Genomic DNA, 17,571 nt, shown 5'->3' on the forward strand with positions numbered 1-17,571 from the left:
CCCGGGTGGGGCGCCCCGCACGTACGTGCGTTCCTAGGCCGGCCCCGGCACGACCCCCCGCGCCACCCCCAGTTCCACCGCGTCCTGCGGGCGCAGCCGCAGCGCGTCGGCGGTGGCCGGGATCTCCTCCGGGGGCCGCTTGAGGATGGCGGCGGCCAGTTCGGGGGCGATGACGGAGAAGTAGCTGTCGGGGGTGACCCAGAGGTGGCCGGGGGCGGCCAGGGCCAGCGCGCCCCCGGAGCCGCCCTCGCCGACGAGGAGCGAGGTGACGGGGACCCCGGCCTCGGCGACGGCGGCGAAGAGGCCGGCGATGGCGGGCCCGGCGCCGCCCTGTTCGGCGGCGGCGTCGTTGGCGGCGCCCGGGGTGTCGATGAGGGTGAGGACGGGGATGCCGAGCCGGTCGGCGGTGCGGACCAGGCGGGCGGCGGTGCGGAATCCGGCGGGCCGGGTGGCGGTGCCGCACTGGGCGGCGTAGGCGACGGTCCGGCCGTCGCGCCGGCCGAAGCCGCAGCGCATGCCGGGGTCGGTGGCGCCGGTGCGGTCGCCCCTGATCTCCTCGCGCCAGTCGAAGTAGGCGTCCAGGTAGGCGTCGGCGCGGGGGCGTTCGGGGGAGCGGGTGCGGCGGACGGCCTCGGTGCCGTCGGCCGGGAGGGGCCCGGTGGTCAGGGCGTGCGGGGGTTCTGCCCGGCGGGCGGGGGCGGGCGGATCGGCGAGCAGGGTCAGCCACCGTCCGAGTACGTCCGGCAGGTCGGCAGGTTCGGTCAGGGCGTCGATGTGCCCGGCCGCGTGCTGGCCCTCGGCGGTGTACGCCCAGGGGTCGGCGCCGGCCGGGCGGACCCGGGAGCCGGCGAAGCCGACCTGGGCGCCGGGCAGGGCGAGGACCACGTCGGCGCCGGCCGCCAGGGTGGCCCAGCCGCCGCCGGTGGTGGGGTCGCGGACCACCGCGAGCTGCGGGAGCCCGGCGCGCCGGGTGAGCACGGTCTGCCGGGCCACGCGCTGGAGCTGGGTCAGCGCCCGCATCCCCTCCTGCATCCGGCTGCCGCCCGTCGCCACCAGGGAGACGACGGGCAGCCGCTGGGCGCGGGCGTGCGCGTACGCCGCCTCGATGCGGTCGCCGGTGGCCTCGCCGAGCGAGCCGCCGAGGAAGCCGAACTCGAAGGCGATCAGGACGGCTTCGGGGGCGGGCGCGGCACCGGACCCGGCCCTCACGCGGCCCGTGGCGCAGACGACGGACTCGCGCTCACCGGTGCGTTCGCGGGCCCGTTCGCGGGCGGTGCCGTAGCCGGACCACTCCAGCGGGCCGTCGGTGAACTCGGTTCCGAGGAAGCCCAGTTCGACGTAGTCCGGGTCGAGGGAGGCGATCAGGGCACGGGCGGTGAGGGCGTCGCGGTCAGCCATGCAGGGCCCGCTTCATGATCTTGCCCATGTCGTTGCGTGGCAGGGCGTCGAGGTAGCGGACGACGCGGGGGCGCTTGTGGGGGGCGAGCTGGCGGGCCACGTGGTCGGCGACCGCCTGTTCGTCCAGCGGGCCGTCCTCGGTGACCAGCCAGGCGACGACGCGCTCGCCCAGGTCCGGGTCGGGCTCGCCGGTGACGGCCGCCTCGCGGACGCCGGGGAAGTCGAGCAGGGCGTTCTCGATCTCGCCCGCGCCGATCTTGTAACCGCCGGACTTGATCAGGTCGGTGGCGCGCCGGCCGACGATCCGCACGTACCCGTCGGGCTCGCGCACCGCCATGTCGCCGGTGCGGAACCAGTCGCCGTCGAACGCCTCGGCGGTGGCGTCGGGGCGGTTCAGGTACTCGGTGAAGAGGTTCGGGCCGCGCACCTGGATCTCGCCGACCGTCTCCCCGTCCCACTCCGCGATCTCGGTCCCGTCGTCCTCGACCAGCCGCAGCGCCACCCCGGCCAGCGGCACGCCGACCGTGCCCGGGCGGGGCTCGCCGTCCGCGCGGACGCTGGTGTTCATCAGGGTCTCGCTCATCCCGTACCGCTCGACGACCCGGCGGCCGGTGGCAGCCGCGATGCGCTCCTGGTCGTGGACGGGGAGCGCGGCCGAGCCGGAGACCAGCAGCCGCGCCTTGGCGAGGGCGGCGGCGAGCGCCGCGTCCCCGGCGGCCTCCTCGGCGATGCGGTGGTACATGGTCGGGACGCCGAACATCAGCGTCGCCCCCTCCTCCAGCGCCCGGCGCACCCCGTCCGTGGAGAAGCGGACCAGGTGGACCAGGGAGCCGCCGCGCCGCAGCGGGCCGAGGACGCCGAGGATCAGGCCGTGCACGTGGAAGAGGGGCAGGCCGTGCACGAGGGTGTCGTCGGCCGTCCACTGCCAGGCGTCCTCCAGCGCGTCGAGCGTGCTGGTCAGGGCGCGCCGGGGCAGGACCACGCCCTTGGGCGGGCCGGTCGTCCCCGAGGTGTAGACGATCAGCGCGGGTGCCTCGGGCCCCGGCTCGGCGGGCAGCGCCACGGCCCCCGGTACGGCGCCGGGGTCGGTCGCCACGTCCCGGCGGGCCAGCCCCGCCAACTCCTCGGGCAGCGTCTCACCGGGCGCGGCCAGCACCAGCGCCGGATCACTGTCCGCGAGGATGTGCGCCAGCTCGCGCGCCCCCGCCTTCGGGTTGAGCGGTACGGCGGCCACCCCGGCGAGCAGCGCCGCGACCACCGCCACGCCGGTCTCCAGGCTGGGCGTCGCCCAGACGGCGACCCGGCGGCCGTGCGGCAGTTCACGGGCGAGCGCCCCGGCGAGGCGGGCCACCTCCCCGTACTCCAGGGTGCGGTCACCGAAGCGGAGGGCGGGCTTCGGCGGGGTCGGCGGGGTGTGCAGCGCCGGGAAGAGGGGGGCCGTCTCGGGTGCGGCGGGCGAGGTCACGGGTGGTTCTCCTCGGGGTCGGGCCCGGGGCGGGCCGGGCGGGGCTGCGCCGGTCGGGGTGGGCGGGGGCGCCCTGGTCAGGCGGCGCCTCCTGACCAGGGTTACCCAGGTCAGAGGCCGGGCACCACCAGCGCCAGCCAGAACACGAGCGGGGCCAGAGCGGTGACGGCCCCGCCGTACAGCATCAGCTGCCGGAAGAAGCGCTCGCGGTCGGTGTCCTCGGCGGCGGCCAGCACGAGCGCGCCGTTGGTCGAGAAGGGGCTGACGTCGACCACGGTGGCCGACACCGAGAGCGCCGCCACCATCCCGACCACGCCGATCTCGCCCTGTTCCAGGAAGGGCACGGCGAGCGGGATGAGCGCCCCGATGATCCCGACCGAGGAGGCGAAAGCGGAGACGACCGCGCCGATGTAGCAGAAGAGCAGCGCCGCCAGCAGCGGAATCCCGATCGACCCGACGTGCTCGCCCGCCCAGTCGATCGTCCCCATCTCCTGGAGCACCGCGACGTAGGTGAGCATCCCGCAGATCAGCAGCACGGTCGGCCAGGTGATGTGGGCCACCGCCGCCTTGCTGTCCTCCGGCCAGACCACCGCGAGCAGCACGGCGAGGGTGATCGCGGTCAGGCCCGCGTCCAGGTCGAAGATGAGCACGGCGACGACCAGCGCGACCAGCCCCACGAGGGTGGCGATCCGTGCCGGGGTGAGCCGCAGGAGGTCGGCGTCGGGGGTGGTGCGGGTGCCGGTGACCGTCGTCCCTGTACCGCCGGAGCCGCCGCCCTCGCCGTCAGTGGTCTCCTCGTCGCCCAAGTCCCGTCCCCGCAGACGCAGTCCACCGAGTGCGACGAACAGCAGCGCGGCGATGGCCAGGTTGGCGAAGAGGCTGGCGAGGAAGAGGGCGACCGGGCTGCCGGGCAGGCCCTCGCGTTCCAGGATGCCGTTGACGGTCGAGCCGTAGATGCTGATCGGCGAGAAGCCGCCGGCCTGGGCGCCGTGCACGACGAGGGCGCCCATCAGCAGCGGCTTGATGCCGTACCGGGCGGCGAAGCCCATGGCGAGCGGCGCGACGATGGCGACCGCCGCCGGGCTGACCGCGCCGATCGCGGTCAGCACCCCGGTGACGGTGAACATCACCCAGGGAATCAGCGCGATCCGGCCGCGCACCAGCCGGATTCCGGCGTGCACCAGCCAGTCGGTGGTGCCGTTGGCGCGGGCGATGGCGAAGAAGTACGTCACGCCGACCAGCACCACGAACAGGTCACCGGGGAACCCGGCGAAGATCCCGTCCGCGTCGAGCCCGGCGGCCAGCGTGCCGACCCCGAAGGCGGCGGCGAAGGCCAGCGCGCCCATGTTCACGGAGCGGGTGGTGCCGACGACGAACAGCACCGCCAGCACCAGGATGGAGAGTAGTTCGGCAGACATCAGGGGCTCCCGTCCCATGGGTCCCAATGGGTCATGTCACGGGGTCCAGTGGGGTGTTGAGCCCGAAAGGACCCGGGGCCGACGAAGCGGAACGCCTCATTGGCCCAGTGGCTGGACCACGCTCGGCCCTGACGCGCCGGGTGTCAACGGGTCGCGCACGAATTGGTTCAGCCACTCGGCCACCGGGTACGGATCAAGGCCGGCGCAAGGGCTGCTCAAGGCCCCGGTGTTACGCTCCGGGCGCCCGGGGGAGCAGGAGGACAGGGGTTACGCATGACCGACGACGCGCTGCGCCCGATGGGCCGTACCCGCCTCTACGAGCAGGTCCTCGAACGCCTCCGCGCCTACGCCGCCGAGCACCGCCTCGCCGCCGGGGACCGCCTGCCCGCCGAACGCGACCTGGCCCAGCGCCTCGGGGTCAGCCGCGCCTCCGTCAAGCAGGCCGTGGTCGTCCTCGAAGTCCAGGGCCTGGTGGAGACCCGGCACGGCGGCGGCACCTACCTGCTCCGCGACACCCTCGACCACGAACCGGTCGAGCGCCTCGTCGAACGCCGGCGCCGCCTCCCCGACGTGCTGGAGGCCCGCGAGGCCCTGGAGACCAAACTCGCCGAACTCGCCGCCGGCCGCCGCACCGAGACCGACCTCACCGCCCTGCGCGCCGCCCTTTCCCACATGGCCGAGGAGATCGCCTCGGGCGGCCACGGCGAGGAGGGCGACCGCCTCTTCCACGCCGCCGTCACCGAGGCCGGCCACAGCCCCCTCCTCGCCGAGTTCATGGCCTCCCTCACCGACCAGATCACCGAAAGCCGCCGCGAATCCCTCCGCCAGCCGGGCCGCCCCGACCGCTCCCTGGCCCAGCACCACGCCATCCTCGACGCCATCGAGGCGGGGGAGGCGAAACGGGCGGCGGCGGCGATGCGGCGGCATGTGCGCACGGTGGCGAAGGTGCGGCTGCTGGAGTGGGAGCCGGGGGAGCGGTGAGCAGGGGGCGGGCGGTGAGCAGGTACCAGGCCGCCTCTTCGCGGGCGACGAAGAGGTAGGTGCTGCCGTGCGACGCCCCCGTTCACGACGATCCCCGCAGCCGGCGGCGTAAGCGGTTCTCCTCGGTGATGCGGGCGCGGAGTGCGCGGAGGGAGGGGGAGTCCTCCTCAGGTTCGGGCTCCTGCGCGGGCTCCTGCTCGGCGCGATGCAGGGGGCAGGCGCAGGGCGGGTATCGCAGCGGGTTGAACTCGGGTTCCGCCGGGCCCGACTCCACACCGCTCACCCCGCCTCCCGGCCCAGGCACTCGCCCGCCTCCTGGTGCCGCTTGCGCAGCACGCGACAGTCGGTCGCCTTGCTCCAGTCCCGCTCACCGTCGGCGACGGCCTCGGCGAGGGTGAATTCCTGGCAGGTATGGCAGGGGGTGGGGGGCATTGGTGGGGGGGCATTGGTGGGGGTGGACGGTGGCTGGGATTCGGGCTTCACGGAGACGGTGTCCTCACGGGTCACTGGGTGCGGTTGAGCTGCCGGCGGTGAACACAGAGTGACCTCGTCAGGGGTGCGCTCGAAAGGCCCGAATCCATTCCAACAGTGTTGGAACACGGGGGAGTTGAATCCATGAGCGAGTCGAAAGGCGGGCCGCACCGCCCAGTCGATGGCGCGGACTTCTTCGGTAAAGGCCAAGGAGTTGAGAGAGGCACTGGAGCTCTCTCAGGCGCAGTTCGCTGACAAGCTTCACTACAAGCAGGCGCAAGTGAGCAAAGTGGAGTCCGGCGCTGCTTTCGCGTCGGAAGACTTCGCCGCGGGGCTGGACCGGGTTGCCGGAACTCCAGGGGTGTACGCCCGGCATGGCGGCTCTGCCCGAACAGGAGGCGCTGACGTTCCGTGCTGAAGGCATCGCCGCGTTCGTCTCGGGCGCGGCGATCTGGTTTTCCGGGTATGGGGGCATTCCAGCGTGGGAGGAATATCGCTGACAAGGCCCCCGACCACCGCGCGCTCAAGGGCGCGGCAATCGGGGGCTTCAGGGCGATGTCAGAGCTGGCCGCAGTCGCTGATCGTCAGGGTCGCGGAGGTCTTGCCGGTGCGGGAGCCGCGCGACTCGATGGCCTTGACCGTGTCCATGCCGTCGACGACCTTGCCGAAGACGACGTGCTTGCCGTCCAGCCACGGCGTGGCCTCGGTGCAGATGAAGAACTGGGAGCCGTTGCTGTTCGGGCCGGCGTTGGCCATCGACAGGATGCCGGGGGTGTCGTGCTTGAGCTGGAAGTTCTCGTCGGCGAACTTCTCCCCGTAGATGCTTTCGCCGCCGGTGCCGTTGCCCCGGGTGAAGTCACCGCCCTGGCACATGAAGCCGGGGATGACGCGGTGGAACCCGCTGCCCTTGAAGTGCAGGGGCTCGCCCTGCTTCCCGGTGCCCTTCTCGCCGGTGCACAGGGCGCGGAAGTTCTCGGCGGTCTTGGGGACCACGTCGGCGAAGAGCTCGAAGGTGATCCGGCCGAGGGAGGTGCCGTTCGCTTCTACGTCGAAAAATACTTGCGGATTAGCCATTGCGGGATTGTCCCACTGCGGCGGGGTGGGGCGGAATCGGGGACTCCGGGGTGTGCCGTGCCCCTCGCGCACCCCGCCCCCGGCCGGGCGGCGAGGCGGGGGCCGGGGCGCGCGAGGGGTCTTCGGCAGCGGCGCCCCGTTACGGCGCGTCCACCAGTACCCGCCCGTCCGCCGGGACGAGGGACGCGAAGCCGCCCGCGTACAGGGACTGGACGCGGGAGCGTTCCGTGGCGTTCGGGGTGGCGTTCTTGCAGGTGGTGCCGCCGGTGGAGCCGGACATGAGCTGTGAGCAGGGGCCTGGTTTGGTGTCGGGGAGGCCGAGGCTGTGGCCGAGTTCGTGGGCGGCTATGCGGGTCTTGTCGTGGCCCTCGGCGACGGCCTGGCTGCCCAGTTCCACCCGGGCCGTGCCGCCGGGGCGGACGGGGCCGAGGGTGGCCTGGGGCCAGCCGGTGGTGGCGATGATCTGGATCTCGGCGCGGGTGCCGGGGGCGGCCTCGACGAGTTGGACGTTGCTGACGGAGGCGTTCCAGTTGGCGACCCCGGCGGCGATGGCCGCCTCCCAGCCGGCGGCGCGGCTGTCGTCGTAGCGGAGGGTCACGGCGGCGGCCGTGTGGTCCGGGGCGGGGGTGGGAGCGGGGGTCGCGTAGGCGGCGGTGGCGGTGGCCAGGGTGAGGGCCGCGGCGGCGCCGGCCGTCTTGAACCATCGGGAGTGCAGCATGGCGGTGGCTGTCCCTTCAGTCAGGGGGGCTCGGCTCCGCGCCGGGCCAAGGGACCTCTGCCGCTCCCGCTTCATGGTCATGCACCTGTCAGCGATTACGGCCGGAAACGCACCCCCGGCGGTACCGGGGCCGCCTCCGTACCCTGGAGGCATGCGGATGCGACCCACCCTGAGCTGGACCCCCACCGAGGAGCCCTCGCCGGGCACCACGGACCTGGCGCCGGTCGCCGAGGCGCTGGGCCGGGGCGGGGTGCTGGTGCTGAGCGGGGCGGGCATCTCCACCGAGTCGGGCATCCCCGACTACCGGGGTGAGGGCGGCAGCCTGAGCCGGCACACCCCGATGACCTACCAGGACTTCACCGCCGACCCCGCCGCCCGGCGCCGGTACTGGGCCCGCAGCCACCTCGGCTGGCGGACCTTCGGCCGGGCCCTGCCCAACGCCGGGCACCGGGCGGTGGCCGCGTTCGGGCGGCACGGTCTGCTCTCCGGGGTGATCACCCAGAACGTCGACGGGCTGCACCAGGCCGCGGGGAGCGAGGGCGTCGTCGACCTCCACGGGCGCCTGGACCGGGTCGTCTGCCTGAGCTGCGGTGACTTCAGCGACCGGCGTGAGCTGGCGCTCCGGCTGGAGGAGGCCAACAAGGGGTTCGCGCCGGTGGCCGCCGGGATCAATCCGGACGGGGACGCCGACCTCACCGACGCGCAGGTCGGCGACTTCCAGGTGGTCTCCTGCACCGTCTGCGGCGGCGTCCTCAAGCCGGACGTGGTCTTCTTCGGCGAGGCGGTGCCGCCGCAGCGGGCCGAACAGTGCCGCGCCCTGGTCCGCGAGGCGAGCGCGCTGCTGGTACTGGGCTCCTCGCTGACCGTGATGTCCGGACTCCGGTTCGTCCGCCAGGCGGCCCAGGCCGGTCAGCCCGTGCTGATCGTCAACCGGGACCCGACCCGGGGCGACCGTCACGCCCTCGCCCGCGTCGCCCTGCCGCTGGGGGACGCCCTCAGCGCGGTGGCGGGGCGGCTGGGGGTACCGCTGGACGAGGCACCCGGCTCGTAGGGCACGCCTTCACCGGGGCGCGGCCCTCCGCCGGGCGACGCAGGTGAAGACGGTCAGGATCACACCGCTCAGCGTGGCGATCACGCCGAGGGCGACCGGCACGGAGTGCGAGGCGATCGAGCCCGCGACGGTGCCGAAGACGCCCATCGCGACGAGGAGGGCGGCGAAGAGCCGTACGGTCCTGATGTCCTCGCGCATGTCTCATCCTTCCGCCGTGTTCCCCTCCGTCCCCGCGTGTTCCCCGCCGGGGAGGCGGTAAGCGGGCGGCCGGTCGGCCAGCCGCCGGGCGAGCCCGCGGCGCAGGCGGGCGGAGGCGCCGGGGAGCGTGCCGAGCGCGGCCACCTCGGCGGGGTCGAGTTCCGGGCGGCCGGCGAGGGCGAGCACGGCGGCGTACGGCCGTTCGCCTTCCGCGAGCTTCGCCGCGACGGCGGCCAGGGTGGCGCGCAGGACGACCGGACCGGCGTCGGGGCGTTCCGCCAGCAGGCGGAGGAGGCCGTTGTCGTTGTGAGGGCTGTCGCGGGACCCGGCCAGTTCCACGAGGGCGGCGGACGGCGTGTGCGGATTGGTGGCCAGGGCCTGCCACACGAAGGAGTACGGGGTGCGCGCGAGCCGGAGCAGCACGGCACCGTCTCGGGCCGTGCGGGCGAGGGCGAGGTGGTCGGCGGGGGTGGGCACGGGGAGCCTCCCGGGTCCGGGGCCGGCGGAGTTCTCATCCTGGCGGCCGGGGCGTGCCGGGTGGCGGCGGGGGCGCCCCCGCCGCCCGCGCCACGCCCACCAGGTGGGTGATCGCGGTCGGGGCCAGCGCCGCGAGGCCGATGACGAGGCCGCCGCCGGGCCGGTCCGGCGGTGGCGGGGCGAGAGCGCATTCGCCGAGCCCCTGGACGTCGTAGCCCCCCGGCGCGTACGGCCGACAGGACCTCCGCCTCGCGGGACCACGGCGGGGCGACAGTCCGAACTCCGCCGCCACGGCCCGCGTCGGCGGCAGCACCGTGCCCGGCCGCAGCGCGCCGCCCCGGCCCGGATCAGCTCCCGCAGCCGCGCGGCCAGCCGTACGCCCGGACCGCCCGGCCCCGCGCCCCGGATCACCCCCGGGCAGTGGCTGTGCGTCCTGGTCCTGGCGGGCTTCGGCATGGCCGGCTTCAGCGTCGCCGCCACCGCCGCCGGGCACCACACCGATCCGGCGTTCGTCGTCGTCGGCACCGCCCCGCTGGTGGTCGGCGTGCTGACCCCGCTCTTCGCCCGCGCCCGGCCCAGCGGGCGGGTGGTCGCGGCCGGGGTGCTGGTCGCGGCTCCGCTGGTGGCGCCGCTGGGAGCGCTCAGGGTCTCCGCGTCCGCCCGCGCGTCCGCCGTGCCGATCTGCCTCGCCGGGGTGGTGGCCACCGGGGCGTACGTGCTGCCGACGCCCGGGCAGCTGGCGGCGGTGGCGACGGCCGTCGCGTACGTGCTGTGGTTCACCGCGCTGGACGTCCTCGGCGCCGAACGGGCCGTGCTGGTCAGCGGGTCGGTGCCGCTGAGCGCCGTGGCGACCACCGCCGTGATGGGGGCCGGGGCGCCCGGCGCGGGCCACGTGGTGGGCGCGGTCGCGGTGGTCGCCGGGCGGGGGACGAGGACGGTGGAACGGCGTCCGGCGCGGCTGCGCGGCCGGGCGGCGCCGGACGGGGAAGGTGGGGTGGCATGGGTATCCGACTCGGTTCCACCGTCATCAACTGCGCCGATCTCGACACCATGACCCGCTTCTGGAGCGCGGCACTCGACCTCGTCCCCTCCTCCACCGACCCCGGCGACGACTTCCGCGTCCTGTACGGGGCGCGGGTCAACCTCTCGCTGCAACGGGCCCTGACCCCCGTCACCGCCCGCGACCAGATGCACCTGGACCTCTACACCGACGACCAGGAGGGCGAGGTGGCCCGCCTCACCGGGCTCGGCGCCCGCCCGGTCGAGCACGTCACGGACGACCCCGAGGACGACTACGTGATCGTCGCCGACCCGGAGTCCAACCTCTTCTGCGTGTGCGCGAAGCCGACGGAGGTGGTGGCGGGGCGGGGATGAGGGAGAAATAGGCGGAGGATTTCATTCCGGAATTCCGGAGGATGGCCGGGCACGCTCGCTCGTGGCGCGAACGTGGCGGCACGGAATGTCCCCGGAATCCTCACGCGCATTACGGGCAGGCGCGCTTCAGCGGGCGATTGCGCCGGTCCCGGCGAATTCCGGGACCGCCTCTCCCGCGCATTCACCCTCAAGCGCACGCTCACGCTTTCAGTATTCCCACGGGAGGATTCCTATGTCCGCGAAGAAGGTTCTCGTCCTGTTCGGCGCCGTCACGCTCGGCGTGTCCGTGCTGGCCGGCTGCGGGGAGGGCGGGGACGGCGGCGGCTCGGCGGGCTCCGGCGAGAAGGGCCCGTTCGCCGGGAAGAGCGCCGACGAGATAGCCGCGGCGGCCGTGAAGGCCACCCGGGACGCCGAGTCCGTCCACATCACCGGCACCGGCGAGCAGCAGGGCCAGGAGATGAAGCTCGACTTCAGCGTCGACAACAAGGACAACTGCACCGGCACCCTCACCGGCCCCGAGGCCGAGGCCGACGTGGTCCAGGCCGGCCAGGCCGTCTACCTCCGCGCCGACAAGGCGTTCTGGAAGAACGTCCTCAAGGCCCAGGGCGCCGCCTCCGACGGGGCCGTCGACAAGCTCGCGGGCAAGTGGGTCAAGTCCGACGCGGACGAGGCCGGCACCGAGGGAATGTGCGACAAGCAGGCCGTCGTCGCCGCCCTCGACAGCGACAAGTCCGAACGCCAGGGAATGAAGAAGGGCAAGGAGACCGAGGTGAACGGCGAATCCGCCCTGACCCTCACCAAGAAGTCCGGGAACGGCGAGGAATTCACCCTCTACGTCGCCACCGAGGGCGAGCCGTACATTCTCAAGGCCGTCAACAAGGGCGGCGAGAATCCGGGCGAGACCACCCTCACCGACTACAACAAGAAGGTCGACGCCGAGGAGCCCCCGGCGGACGAGGTGGTCGACCCGAAGCAGGTCCAGGGCTGACCCGGGCCGGGCCGGGGCCGGCGAGCCCCGGCCGGGGCGTCACCGCCGGGCCAGCCGGCGGCTGTGGCCCACGCCGAACTCCAGGCCGTAGTGGTCGAAGATGCCCCGCTCCTGTTCGGCGAGGAGTTCGCCGTCGGTGCTGATGGTGGGCGCCTCCTTCACCAGCTGCCTGGGCCACGCCACCTTCACGTACGAGGGGGAGACGACCGCCTTCTCCAGGGGCGCGAAGGTGATGCGCCGGCGGGTCGGCAGGCCGATCACGATGCCGATCATGAACGGGCTGTCGCTGACCGTGTCGACGTAGACCGATTCCAGGGTGCCGATCTTGTGGCCCTCGGCGTCCACGACGTTGTGGTCCCGCCAGTCCCTGATGTTCTCGGCCTCGATCATGGGGACACTCCTCGTCGTCCGGCTCGCGATGATGCCGACATCGTGCCCCGTCAGCCCGGGCTCATGACGGGGACGCGCCCGGCGCCGCCACCGCCCGCACCCAGACCCGGTCCTCCGTCAGGTACCTGTCGACCTGGAGTCCCGCCTCGGCCAAGGCGTCCTCGAACTGCTGCCGGGTCATCGGGCGGGAGACGAAGGTCTGGGTCCACTCGGCGTCGGGGAAGGTGTACTCGCAGCGGACGCGGTGGACGCCGTCGCCGAGCGGTTCGTCGGAGGCGATGCGGACGGTGAAACCGGCCGGGTCGACGCGTTCGCGGGGGACGTCGGAGTGGTAGTCCTCGCCCTCGCGCTGGATGAGGACGACGCCGCCCGGCGCGAGGTGGCGCAGGCAGGTGCGGAGCAGGCCGCGGCGGACCTCGGCGTCGCCCGCGTGGACCAGGAACGAAGCGAGCAGCACGACGTCGAACCGCTCGCCCAGCTCCAGCTCCTCGATGGGGCTGCACACCGTGCGGGCGCCGAGGACGCGGTCGGTCATCTCCGCCGACTCGTCCACCGCCGTCACCGTGAACCCGCGCTCCACCAGCGGGTGCGTCATCCGTCCGACCCCGCACCCCAGCTCCAGGATGTGCGCGCGGGGCGGCACCGCCGCCGCGATGATCTCCGGTTCCGCCCCGATCGGCAGCCGGGAGTACAGCTCGACGGCGCATCCGTCCGGGGTGATCGCGCCGGGTCCGGTTCCTTGGTAACCCTTCCGCATCCTGGTCTCCATAATCCTCAAACGCCTTACGCGGAAGGGGAGTTCCCTGCCGGGAGGGGGAGCGGAGGGCTGGGCAGGCCGTAGTGGGCGGCCAGGAGGGCGAGGGTGTGGCGGCCGTCCGCGTTGAAGGCGGGGTCGGCGTCGTAGCGGGAGGTGTCGCCGACGATGCCCGCCGCCAGCAGCGGGCCGACCAGCTCGTCGGGGTGGGTGCCGCCGCGCCGGGACTCGCGGCGCTCGCCGATGTTGAGGAAGAGCTGGGCGAAGCCGCCGGTGAGCCCCGGCAGGTCGAACCCCTTGCAGAACAGGGCCGGCCGGTTCGGCGGCAGCGTGTTCACGGGTGGGTCACCTCCGGGGTGAAGGGCGGCGAGGGCAGGGCGAAGTGGGCGGCGAGCGTCCGCAGCAGCCGCAGCTCGTCGGCGTCGCTGTGCTCCCAGCACAGGTGCCCGTCCTCCCCGGCCGGCGGACAGGGGGTACCGGGGCCGATGAGCCCCGCCGCCAGCAGTTCGGGCGAGAGGTGGTCGGGGTCGTCGCCGACGCGCTGCCGTAGGTCCTCGAAGCTGAAGTGCACCACCGTCCGGCCGTCCCGGTAGTAGGTGAAGGCGGGGCCGTGCGCCTTGCCCCGGCACGGCTCGGTCTCGAAGACCACCAGTTCCGTCCCGGCGGGGCACAGGGGCCGGTAGTCGACCGGGGCGTAGTCCTCCTCCTCGGCGTCGTGCATCAGGTGCACCACCCAGGCCCAGCCGGCTTCCTCCCTGCCCGCGACCACCATCCGGTGCGACCGCACGAGCCCCGCCACCAGCCAGGTCAGCGGCATCCCCCGGACGAAGACCAGGTTGACCTCGTCGTCCGCGTAGTTCTCGCACAGTCTTTCGATCACGTGGACGAGCCTAGGGCGGCCCACTGACAACAGGTCAGCCCGGCAGCAGCCCCCGCTCCCGCAGCAGGGGGACGACCTGGCCGGAGACGGCCGGGGCCAGTGTCAGGCCCGGGTCGCGGCCGTCCGTCCAGCGCAGGGCGGCCAGTTCGGCGGCCGGGCGGGGGGTGTCGGGGGTCTCGCCCTCGTAGACGCGCATGCGCATCGGGACGCCCTCCAGGGCGGCGGTGGCGGAGATCTCGGCGAGGAAGCGGTGGTGGCGGAGAGTGATGCCCAGTTCCTCGTGCAGCTCGCGGTGGAGGGCCTGCTCGGAGGTCTCGCCGGGGTCGGGCTTGCCGCCCGGCAGGTAGAAGAGACCGGGCGCGGCCTGCTTGCTCACCACGAGGAGGCGTCCGTCGCGGACGAGGACGGCGGCGGAGACGGTCAGAGGTGTGGCGGGGGTGTGTGGGGTACTCATCGGAGGTCATTGTGCTCACCCTCCGAAGTCACCCGGAATGCACCCCCGGGATAGCGGGCATAGCGTGAAGGCATGGCAGAGACGTACGAGGTCATCGTCGTGGGAGGCGGCTTCGCGGGAATCGAAGCCGCCACGAAGCTCGGCCGTGTGGGGGTGCGGACCCTGCTGGTGGACGTGCACGGGTACCACCAGTTCCAGCCGCTGCTCTACCAGCTGGCCACCGCCCAGATCGGGGTGTCGGAGCTGGCCAGGCCGCTGCGGTCGATCTTCCGCAAGCAGCCGTCGGTCCGGGTGCTCACCGCCAGAGTGGCCGCCGTCGACCCCGGCCGCCGCACCATCACCCTCACCGACGGGACCGTGTACGAGGCCGACGACGCGCTGATCGTCGCCTGTGGCGCCGAGGCCAACTTCTTCGACACCCCGGGTGCCCGCGAGAACGCGTACCCGCTCTACTCCGCCACCGACGCCACCCGGCTCGGCTCCAAGCTGGTCGCCCTGCTCGACCAGGCCGACAAGGACAACGGGCAGAAGCCGATGAACGTGGCCGTGGTCGGGGCGGGGCCGACCGGGGTGGAGACCGCCGGGGCCATCGCCGACGCCATCAACTACGTCGTCCCCAAGCTCTTCGTGGGCGACCTCGCCAAGCGGTGCTCGGTCGCGCTGGTGGACATGGTCGACCGGACGCTCGGCGGCTTCAGCAAGAAGTCCCAGGCGTACGCGGCCAGCCGGCTGGTCGAGCGCGGCGTACGGCTCAAGCTCGGCTCGGCCGTCACCGAGGTGCGCAAGGATGGGCTCAGCTTCGCCGACGGCGCCACCATGGACGCCGACCTGGTCATCTGGGCCGGCGGCCTCAAGGCCGGTGCGCTGCTCCGCGAATCGGGGATGCCGCAGGGGCGTGGCGGGCGCATCGACGTCGCCAAGGACCTCACCGTCCCGGGCTACGAGGGCGTGTACGTGCTCGGGGACGCCGCCAACATCACCGACGACCGGGACGAGCGGCTGCCCCAGCTCGGCTCCGTCGCCAAGCAGTCCGGAGCCTGGGCCGCCCGCAACATCCTCGCCCAGCGGGCCGGGCGGCCGACCGAGCCGTTCGGCTACAAGGACCGGGGCTACATGGCGATGATCGGGCGCGGCTCGGCCGTCGCCGAACTCGGCCGCGGCCGACGGCTGGTGCGCGGGCCCGCCGCCTTCCTGGTCTGGCTCGCCGTCCACCTGGCGCTGCTCTCCGGCTCCAGCCAGAAGGTGCGCGCCCTGGTGTCGTGGATCTTCGCCTACCTGAGCCACTCCCGGCAGCACGTCTTCGTGGGCAGCCCCGAGCAGGCGGACGTCGTCGAACGCACGGACCGGCCCGCCGCCTGAGCGGACCGCCCTGAACCGGCCCGCCCTGTGACGGTGGCGGGTACCGGGGCGCACGCGGCCGGGGGTGGACTCCTCCGGCCGCGCCGCTGTCTACTGGGCGGCCGGGCCGCCGGGCTCTCCGGCGGCGGTGCGGCGGCGAAGGGGCACGCGGGCGTGACGGCGACGGCGACGACGGCAGCGACGACGGCACTGGTCATCCAGAACTTCCCGCGCGGGGGACCGGGGCGGTGGGCGGCCTGGCTGGCGGCGGCCGGAGTCACCCCGGTCCTCGTCCGGGCGTACGACGGGGAACCGGTGCCCCCGCGCCTCGACCACGCCGCCCTCCTCGTCCTCGGGGGCGGCTACCTCCCCGACGAGGACGACCGCGCGCCCTGGCTCGCCCCCACCCGCGAGCTGGCCCGGCAGGCCCTGGACGACGGCACCCCGTACTTCGGGATCTGCCTCGGCGGCCAGCTCCTCGCCCAGGTCGCGGGCGGCGAGGTACGCGGCGAGCACGGGCGCCCCGAATTCGGCTCGACCGCGCTGAGACTGCGCCCCGAGGCCACCGCCGACCCGCTCTTCACCGGCCTGCCACCCCGCCCCACCGCCATCCAGAACCACGTGGACGCGATCACCCGCCTCCCCGGCGGCGCCCACTGGCTCGCCGAGAGCGAGGGCTGCCCGTACCAGGCGTTCCGGGTGGGGGAGCGGGCGTGGGGCGTCCAGTTCCACCCCGAGGCCGAGGCCACCGGCATCCTGCGGTGGAACGAGGAGCGGCTGCGGCGGTACGGGTACGAGCGGGAGGCGCTGCACCGGGACGCGCTCGCGGACGAGGCGGGGGCGGCGGAGGTGTGGGGCGCGGTGGCCGGGCGGTTCGCGGGGGTGGTGCGGGGGGCGGGGTGAGGCGGTGCGGCCCGCCGGGCCGGTCCGTCGGACGACTAGGCGGCCACGCCCGCCCGCCGGTCCGCGTCCGTGATGAGCTGGTCGAGGCGGTGCAGGGTGTCGGTCATCTCCGCGACGCGGGAGGCGAGGCGGTCGCGTTCGGTGCGGAGCAGGTGGCGCTGCGGGGTGCTGGGGTGGCCGTTGTTGACGCAAGGGAGGAGGGCCGCGATGGCCCGGCTGCTGAGTCCGGCCGCGTAGAAGCGCTGGAAGAGGAGGACCACCTCGACGGTCTCCTCGGGATAGCGGCGCTGGCCGGAGGGGGTGCGGTCGGGGGTGAGGAGGCCCTGTTCCTCGTAGTAGCGCAGGGCGCGCACGCTCACCCCGGTGCGGCGGGCCACTTCCCCGATCTTCAGCATCGGCCGGAGTTCCCCTCTTCGCGTGCTTGACTCTCACGTCGACGTGAGGTTCTAGCGTACCGGGCATGGACATTCGAGATGAGATCGCGCTGGTCACCGGGGCGAACCGGGGGATCGGCCGCAGCTTCGTCGCCGAACTCCGGCGCCGGGGAGCGAAGAAGGTGTACGCCGCAGCCCGGCGGCCCGAGACCCTGCCCGAGCTGCCCGGGGTCGTGCCGCTGGAGCTGGACGTCACCGACGCCGCCTCGGTCGCACGGGCCGCGCGCACGGCCGCCGACACCACCCTGCTCGTCAACAACGCCGGGATCTCCACCTTCGCCCGGCTCACCGACGGGCCCGAGGAGTCCATCCGGCGGGAGATGGAGACCAACTACTTCGGCCCGCTGCGCACGGTGCGCGCCTTCGCGCCGGTCCTGGCCGCAGGCGGCGGCGGGGCGGTGCTCAACGTGCTGTCGGTCATGGCGTGGATGGCCTACGAGCACTCCAACAGCTACGGCGCCTCCAAGGCGGCGGCCTGGGCGCTGACCAACGGCGTCCGGTACGAACTCGCCGGGCAGGGCACGCAGGTCACGGCGCTCGCGATGGCCAGTGTCGACACCGACATGATGGCGGGGATCGAGGACGAGAAGGCGGCGCCCGAGGCGATCGTCCGGGCCGCCCTCGACGGGCTGGAGGCCGGTGCCCTCGAAGTGCTGGCCGACGAGCGCACCGCCCGCTGGAAGGCGCGGCTCGGCGAGGACCCCGCCCTGCTCTACCCGCACCTGGCGGCGGCCCGTCCGGCCGGAGGCGCCGCCTAGACTGGCCCCGCCCGCCGGGTGGCGGACCGACGAGGCGGGAGAAGGAG

General features: G+C 73.9%; 24 protein-coding genes. 10 read left to right on the forward strand and 14 right to left on the reverse strand.

Annotation, left to right across the window (positions count from 1 at the left end; translation table 11 throughout):
• Positions 1-33 precede the first annotated feature (33 nt).
• The 3 genes from OIM89_RS16600 to OIM89_RS16610 all read right to left on the reverse strand — a co-directional run bounded on the left by OIM89_RS16600 (position 34) and on the right by OIM89_RS16610 (position 4,281).
• Complete coding sequence (locus OIM89_RS16600; protein WP_030697930.1) at positions 34-1,398, reverse strand: carboxyl transferase domain-containing protein; 1,365 nt, start codon at positions 1,396-1,398, stop codon at positions 34-36.
• Positions 1,391-2,863: an acyl-CoA synthetase gene (locus OIM89_RS16605; RefSeq protein ID WP_195730807.1), complete on the reverse strand. Its 1,473-nt coding sequence runs from the start codon at positions 2,861-2,863 to the stop codon at positions 1,391-1,393. The genes OIM89_RS16600 and OIM89_RS16605 overlap by 8 nt, the downstream gene beginning before the upstream one ends.
• A 110-nt stretch (positions 2,864-2,973) precedes the next feature.
• Positions 2,974-4,281 carry an SLC13 family permease gene (locus OIM89_RS16610; protein WP_030697932.1) on the reverse strand — a complete coding sequence of 436 codons (1,308 nt, stop codon included), beginning with the start codon at positions 4,279-4,281 and terminating at the stop codon, positions 2,974-2,976.
• Positions 4,282-4,554: 273 nt separating this feature from the next.
• Here OIM89_RS16610 and OIM89_RS16615 point away from each other — a divergent pair, with 273 nt between their 5' ends.
• On the forward strand, positions 4,555-5,262 hold the full coding sequence (locus tag OIM89_RS16615) for a FadR/GntR family transcriptional regulator (protein WP_047470351.1): 708 nt from the start codon (positions 4,555-4,557) through the stop codon (positions 5,260-5,262).
• A gap of 279 nt (positions 5,263-5,541) precedes the next feature.
• On the opposite strand, the gene OIM89_RS16620 is transcribed toward OIM89_RS16615, so the two are convergent.
• A complete protein-coding gene (locus OIM89_RS16620; RefSeq protein ID WP_217467334.1) occupies positions 5,542-5,694 on the reverse strand; it encodes a hypothetical protein in 153 nt (50 codons plus the stop codon).
• 220 nt (positions 5,695-5,914) lie between these two features.
• Here OIM89_RS16620 and OIM89_RS16625 point away from each other — a divergent pair, with 220 nt between their 5' ends.
• Together OIM89_RS16625 and OIM89_RS16630 are read left to right on the forward strand one after the other, a co-directional pair.
• Complete coding sequence (locus OIM89_RS16625) at positions 5,915-6,151, forward strand: helix-turn-helix domain-containing protein (RefSeq protein WP_264491390.1); 237 nt, start codon at positions 5,915-5,917, stop codon at positions 6,149-6,151.
• A complete protein-coding gene (locus OIM89_RS16630) occupies positions 6,108-6,233 on the forward strand; it encodes a hypothetical protein (RefSeq protein WP_264296968.1) in 126 nt (41 codons plus the stop codon). Before OIM89_RS16625 ends, OIM89_RS16630 begins: the two co-directional genes overlap by 44 nt.
• A gap of 58 nt (positions 6,234-6,291) precedes the next feature.
• Here the strand turns inward: OIM89_RS16630 and OIM89_RS16635 are convergent, their stop codons facing one another.
• Together OIM89_RS16635 and OIM89_RS16640 are read right to left on the reverse strand one after the other, a co-directional pair.
• Entirely contained in the window at positions 6,292-6,807 is a 516-nt protein-coding gene (locus OIM89_RS16635) for a peptidylprolyl isomerase (protein WP_030697934.1), read from the reverse strand.
• Positions 6,808-6,946: 139 nt separating this feature from the next.
• Positions 6,947-7,525 (reverse strand): snapalysin family zinc-dependent metalloprotease, encoded by a 579-nt coding sequence (locus tag OIM89_RS16640; RefSeq protein ID WP_030697935.1) that lies wholly within the window; start codon positions 7,523-7,525, stop codon positions 6,947-6,949.
• 157 nt (positions 7,526-7,682) lie between these two features.
• Between OIM89_RS16640 and OIM89_RS16645 the strand changes: the two genes are divergently transcribed.
• On the forward strand, positions 7,683-8,576 hold the full coding sequence (locus OIM89_RS16645) for an NAD-dependent protein deacetylase (RefSeq protein WP_030697936.1): 894 nt from the start codon (positions 7,683-7,685) through the stop codon (positions 8,574-8,576).
• Positions 8,577-8,585: 9 nt separating this feature from the next.
• Here OIM89_RS16645 and OIM89_RS16650 read toward each other — a convergent pair whose 3' ends face one another.
• Both OIM89_RS16650 and OIM89_RS16655 read right to left on the reverse strand, forming a co-directional pair.
• Positions 8,586-8,774: a hypothetical protein gene (locus OIM89_RS16650; RefSeq protein WP_030697937.1), complete on the reverse strand. Its 189-nt coding sequence runs from the start codon at positions 8,772-8,774 to the stop codon at positions 8,586-8,588.
• A gap of 3 nt (positions 8,775-8,777) precedes the next feature.
• Positions 8,778-9,251 (reverse strand): hypothetical protein, encoded by a 474-nt coding sequence (locus OIM89_RS16655; RefSeq protein ID WP_063830380.1) that lies wholly within the window; start codon positions 9,249-9,251, stop codon positions 8,778-8,780.
• 103 nt (positions 9,252-9,354) lie between these two features.
• On the opposite strand from OIM89_RS16655, the gene OIM89_RS16660 reads away from it, so the two are divergent.
• The 3 genes from OIM89_RS16660 (at position 9,355) to OIM89_RS16670 (ending at position 11,613) form a co-directional block, all read left to right on the forward strand.
• On the forward strand, positions 9,355-10,305 hold the full coding sequence (locus OIM89_RS16660) for an EamA/RhaT family transporter (protein ID WP_226965453.1): 951 nt from the start codon (positions 9,355-9,357) through the stop codon (positions 10,303-10,305).
• Positions 10,251-10,625, forward strand: a complete 375-nt coding sequence (locus OIM89_RS16665; RefSeq protein ID WP_264491391.1) for a VOC family protein — start codon at positions 10,251-10,253, stop codon at positions 10,623-10,625. The genes OIM89_RS16660 and OIM89_RS16665 overlap by 55 nt, the downstream gene beginning before the upstream one ends.
• Positions 10,626-10,857: 232 nt before the next feature.
• A complete protein-coding gene (locus tag OIM89_RS16670) occupies positions 10,858-11,613 on the forward strand; it encodes a hypothetical protein (RefSeq protein ID WP_175458948.1) in 756 nt (251 codons plus the stop codon).
• A 39-nt stretch (positions 11,614-11,652) separates the two neighbouring features.
• Here the strand turns inward: OIM89_RS16670 and OIM89_RS16675 are convergent, their stop codons facing one another.
• The 5 genes from OIM89_RS16675 to OIM89_RS16695 form a co-directional block, all read right to left on the reverse strand.
• The gene (locus tag OIM89_RS16675) at positions 11,653-12,003 is read right to left on the reverse strand and encodes a hypothetical protein (RefSeq protein ID WP_030697942.1); all 351 of its coding nucleotides are present in this window, start codon (positions 12,001-12,003) and stop codon (positions 11,653-11,655) included.
• 61 nt (positions 12,004-12,064) lie between these two features.
• Positions 12,065-12,760, reverse strand: a complete 696-nt coding sequence (locus OIM89_RS16680) for a class I SAM-dependent methyltransferase (RefSeq protein ID WP_151169014.1) — start codon at positions 12,758-12,760, stop codon at positions 12,065-12,067.
• A 26-nt stretch (positions 12,761-12,786) separates the two neighbouring features.
• Complete coding sequence (locus tag OIM89_RS16685) at positions 12,787-13,095, reverse strand: Mu-like prophage major head subunit gpT family protein (protein ID WP_226965452.1); 309 nt, start codon at positions 13,093-13,095, stop codon at positions 12,787-12,789.
• Positions 13,092-13,637, reverse strand: a complete 546-nt coding sequence (locus OIM89_RS16690) for a hypothetical protein (protein WP_030697945.1) — start codon at positions 13,635-13,637, stop codon at positions 13,092-13,094. The genes OIM89_RS16685 and OIM89_RS16690 overlap by 4 nt, the downstream gene beginning before the upstream one ends.
• Before the next feature lie 34 nt (positions 13,638-13,671).
• Positions 13,672-14,091, reverse strand: a complete 420-nt coding sequence (locus OIM89_RS16695) for an NUDIX hydrolase (RefSeq protein WP_195730811.1) — start codon at positions 14,089-14,091, stop codon at positions 13,672-13,674.
• Positions 14,092-14,163: 72 nt separating this feature from the next.
• On the opposite strand from OIM89_RS16695, the gene OIM89_RS16700 reads away from it, so the two are divergent.
• The gene (locus OIM89_RS16700; RefSeq protein WP_030697947.1) at positions 14,164-15,450 is read left to right on the forward strand and encodes an NAD(P)/FAD-dependent oxidoreductase; all 1,287 of its coding nucleotides are present in this window, start codon (positions 14,164-14,166) and stop codon (positions 15,448-15,450) included.
• 153 nt (positions 15,451-15,603) lie between these two features.
• Positions 15,604-16,332, forward strand: coding sequence for a type 1 glutamine amidotransferase (locus OIM89_RS16705; RefSeq protein ID WP_051727208.1), 729 nt, complete (start codon positions 15,604-15,606; stop codon positions 16,330-16,332).
• 35 nt (positions 16,333-16,367) lie between these two features.
• Here the strand turns inward: OIM89_RS16705 and OIM89_RS16710 are convergent, their stop codons facing one another.
• Positions 16,368-16,727, reverse strand: a complete 360-nt coding sequence (locus OIM89_RS16710; RefSeq protein WP_051727204.1) for a MerR family DNA-binding transcriptional regulator — start codon at positions 16,725-16,727, stop codon at positions 16,368-16,370.
• Positions 16,728-16,792: 65 nt separating this feature from the next.
• Here OIM89_RS16710 and OIM89_RS16715 point away from each other — a divergent pair, with 65 nt between their 5' ends.
• Complete coding sequence (locus OIM89_RS16715; protein WP_030697950.1) at positions 16,793-17,524, forward strand: SDR family oxidoreductase; 732 nt, start codon at positions 16,793-16,795, stop codon at positions 17,522-17,524.
• Positions 17,525-17,571: the final 47 nt, after the last annotated feature.

The sequence above is a fragment of the Streptomyces sp. BI87 genome, assembly GCF_025957665.1.
In the GTDB taxonomy this organism is placed as follows: Bacteria; Actinomycetota; Actinomycetes; order Streptomycetales; family Streptomycetaceae; genus Streptomyces; species Streptomyces albidoflavus.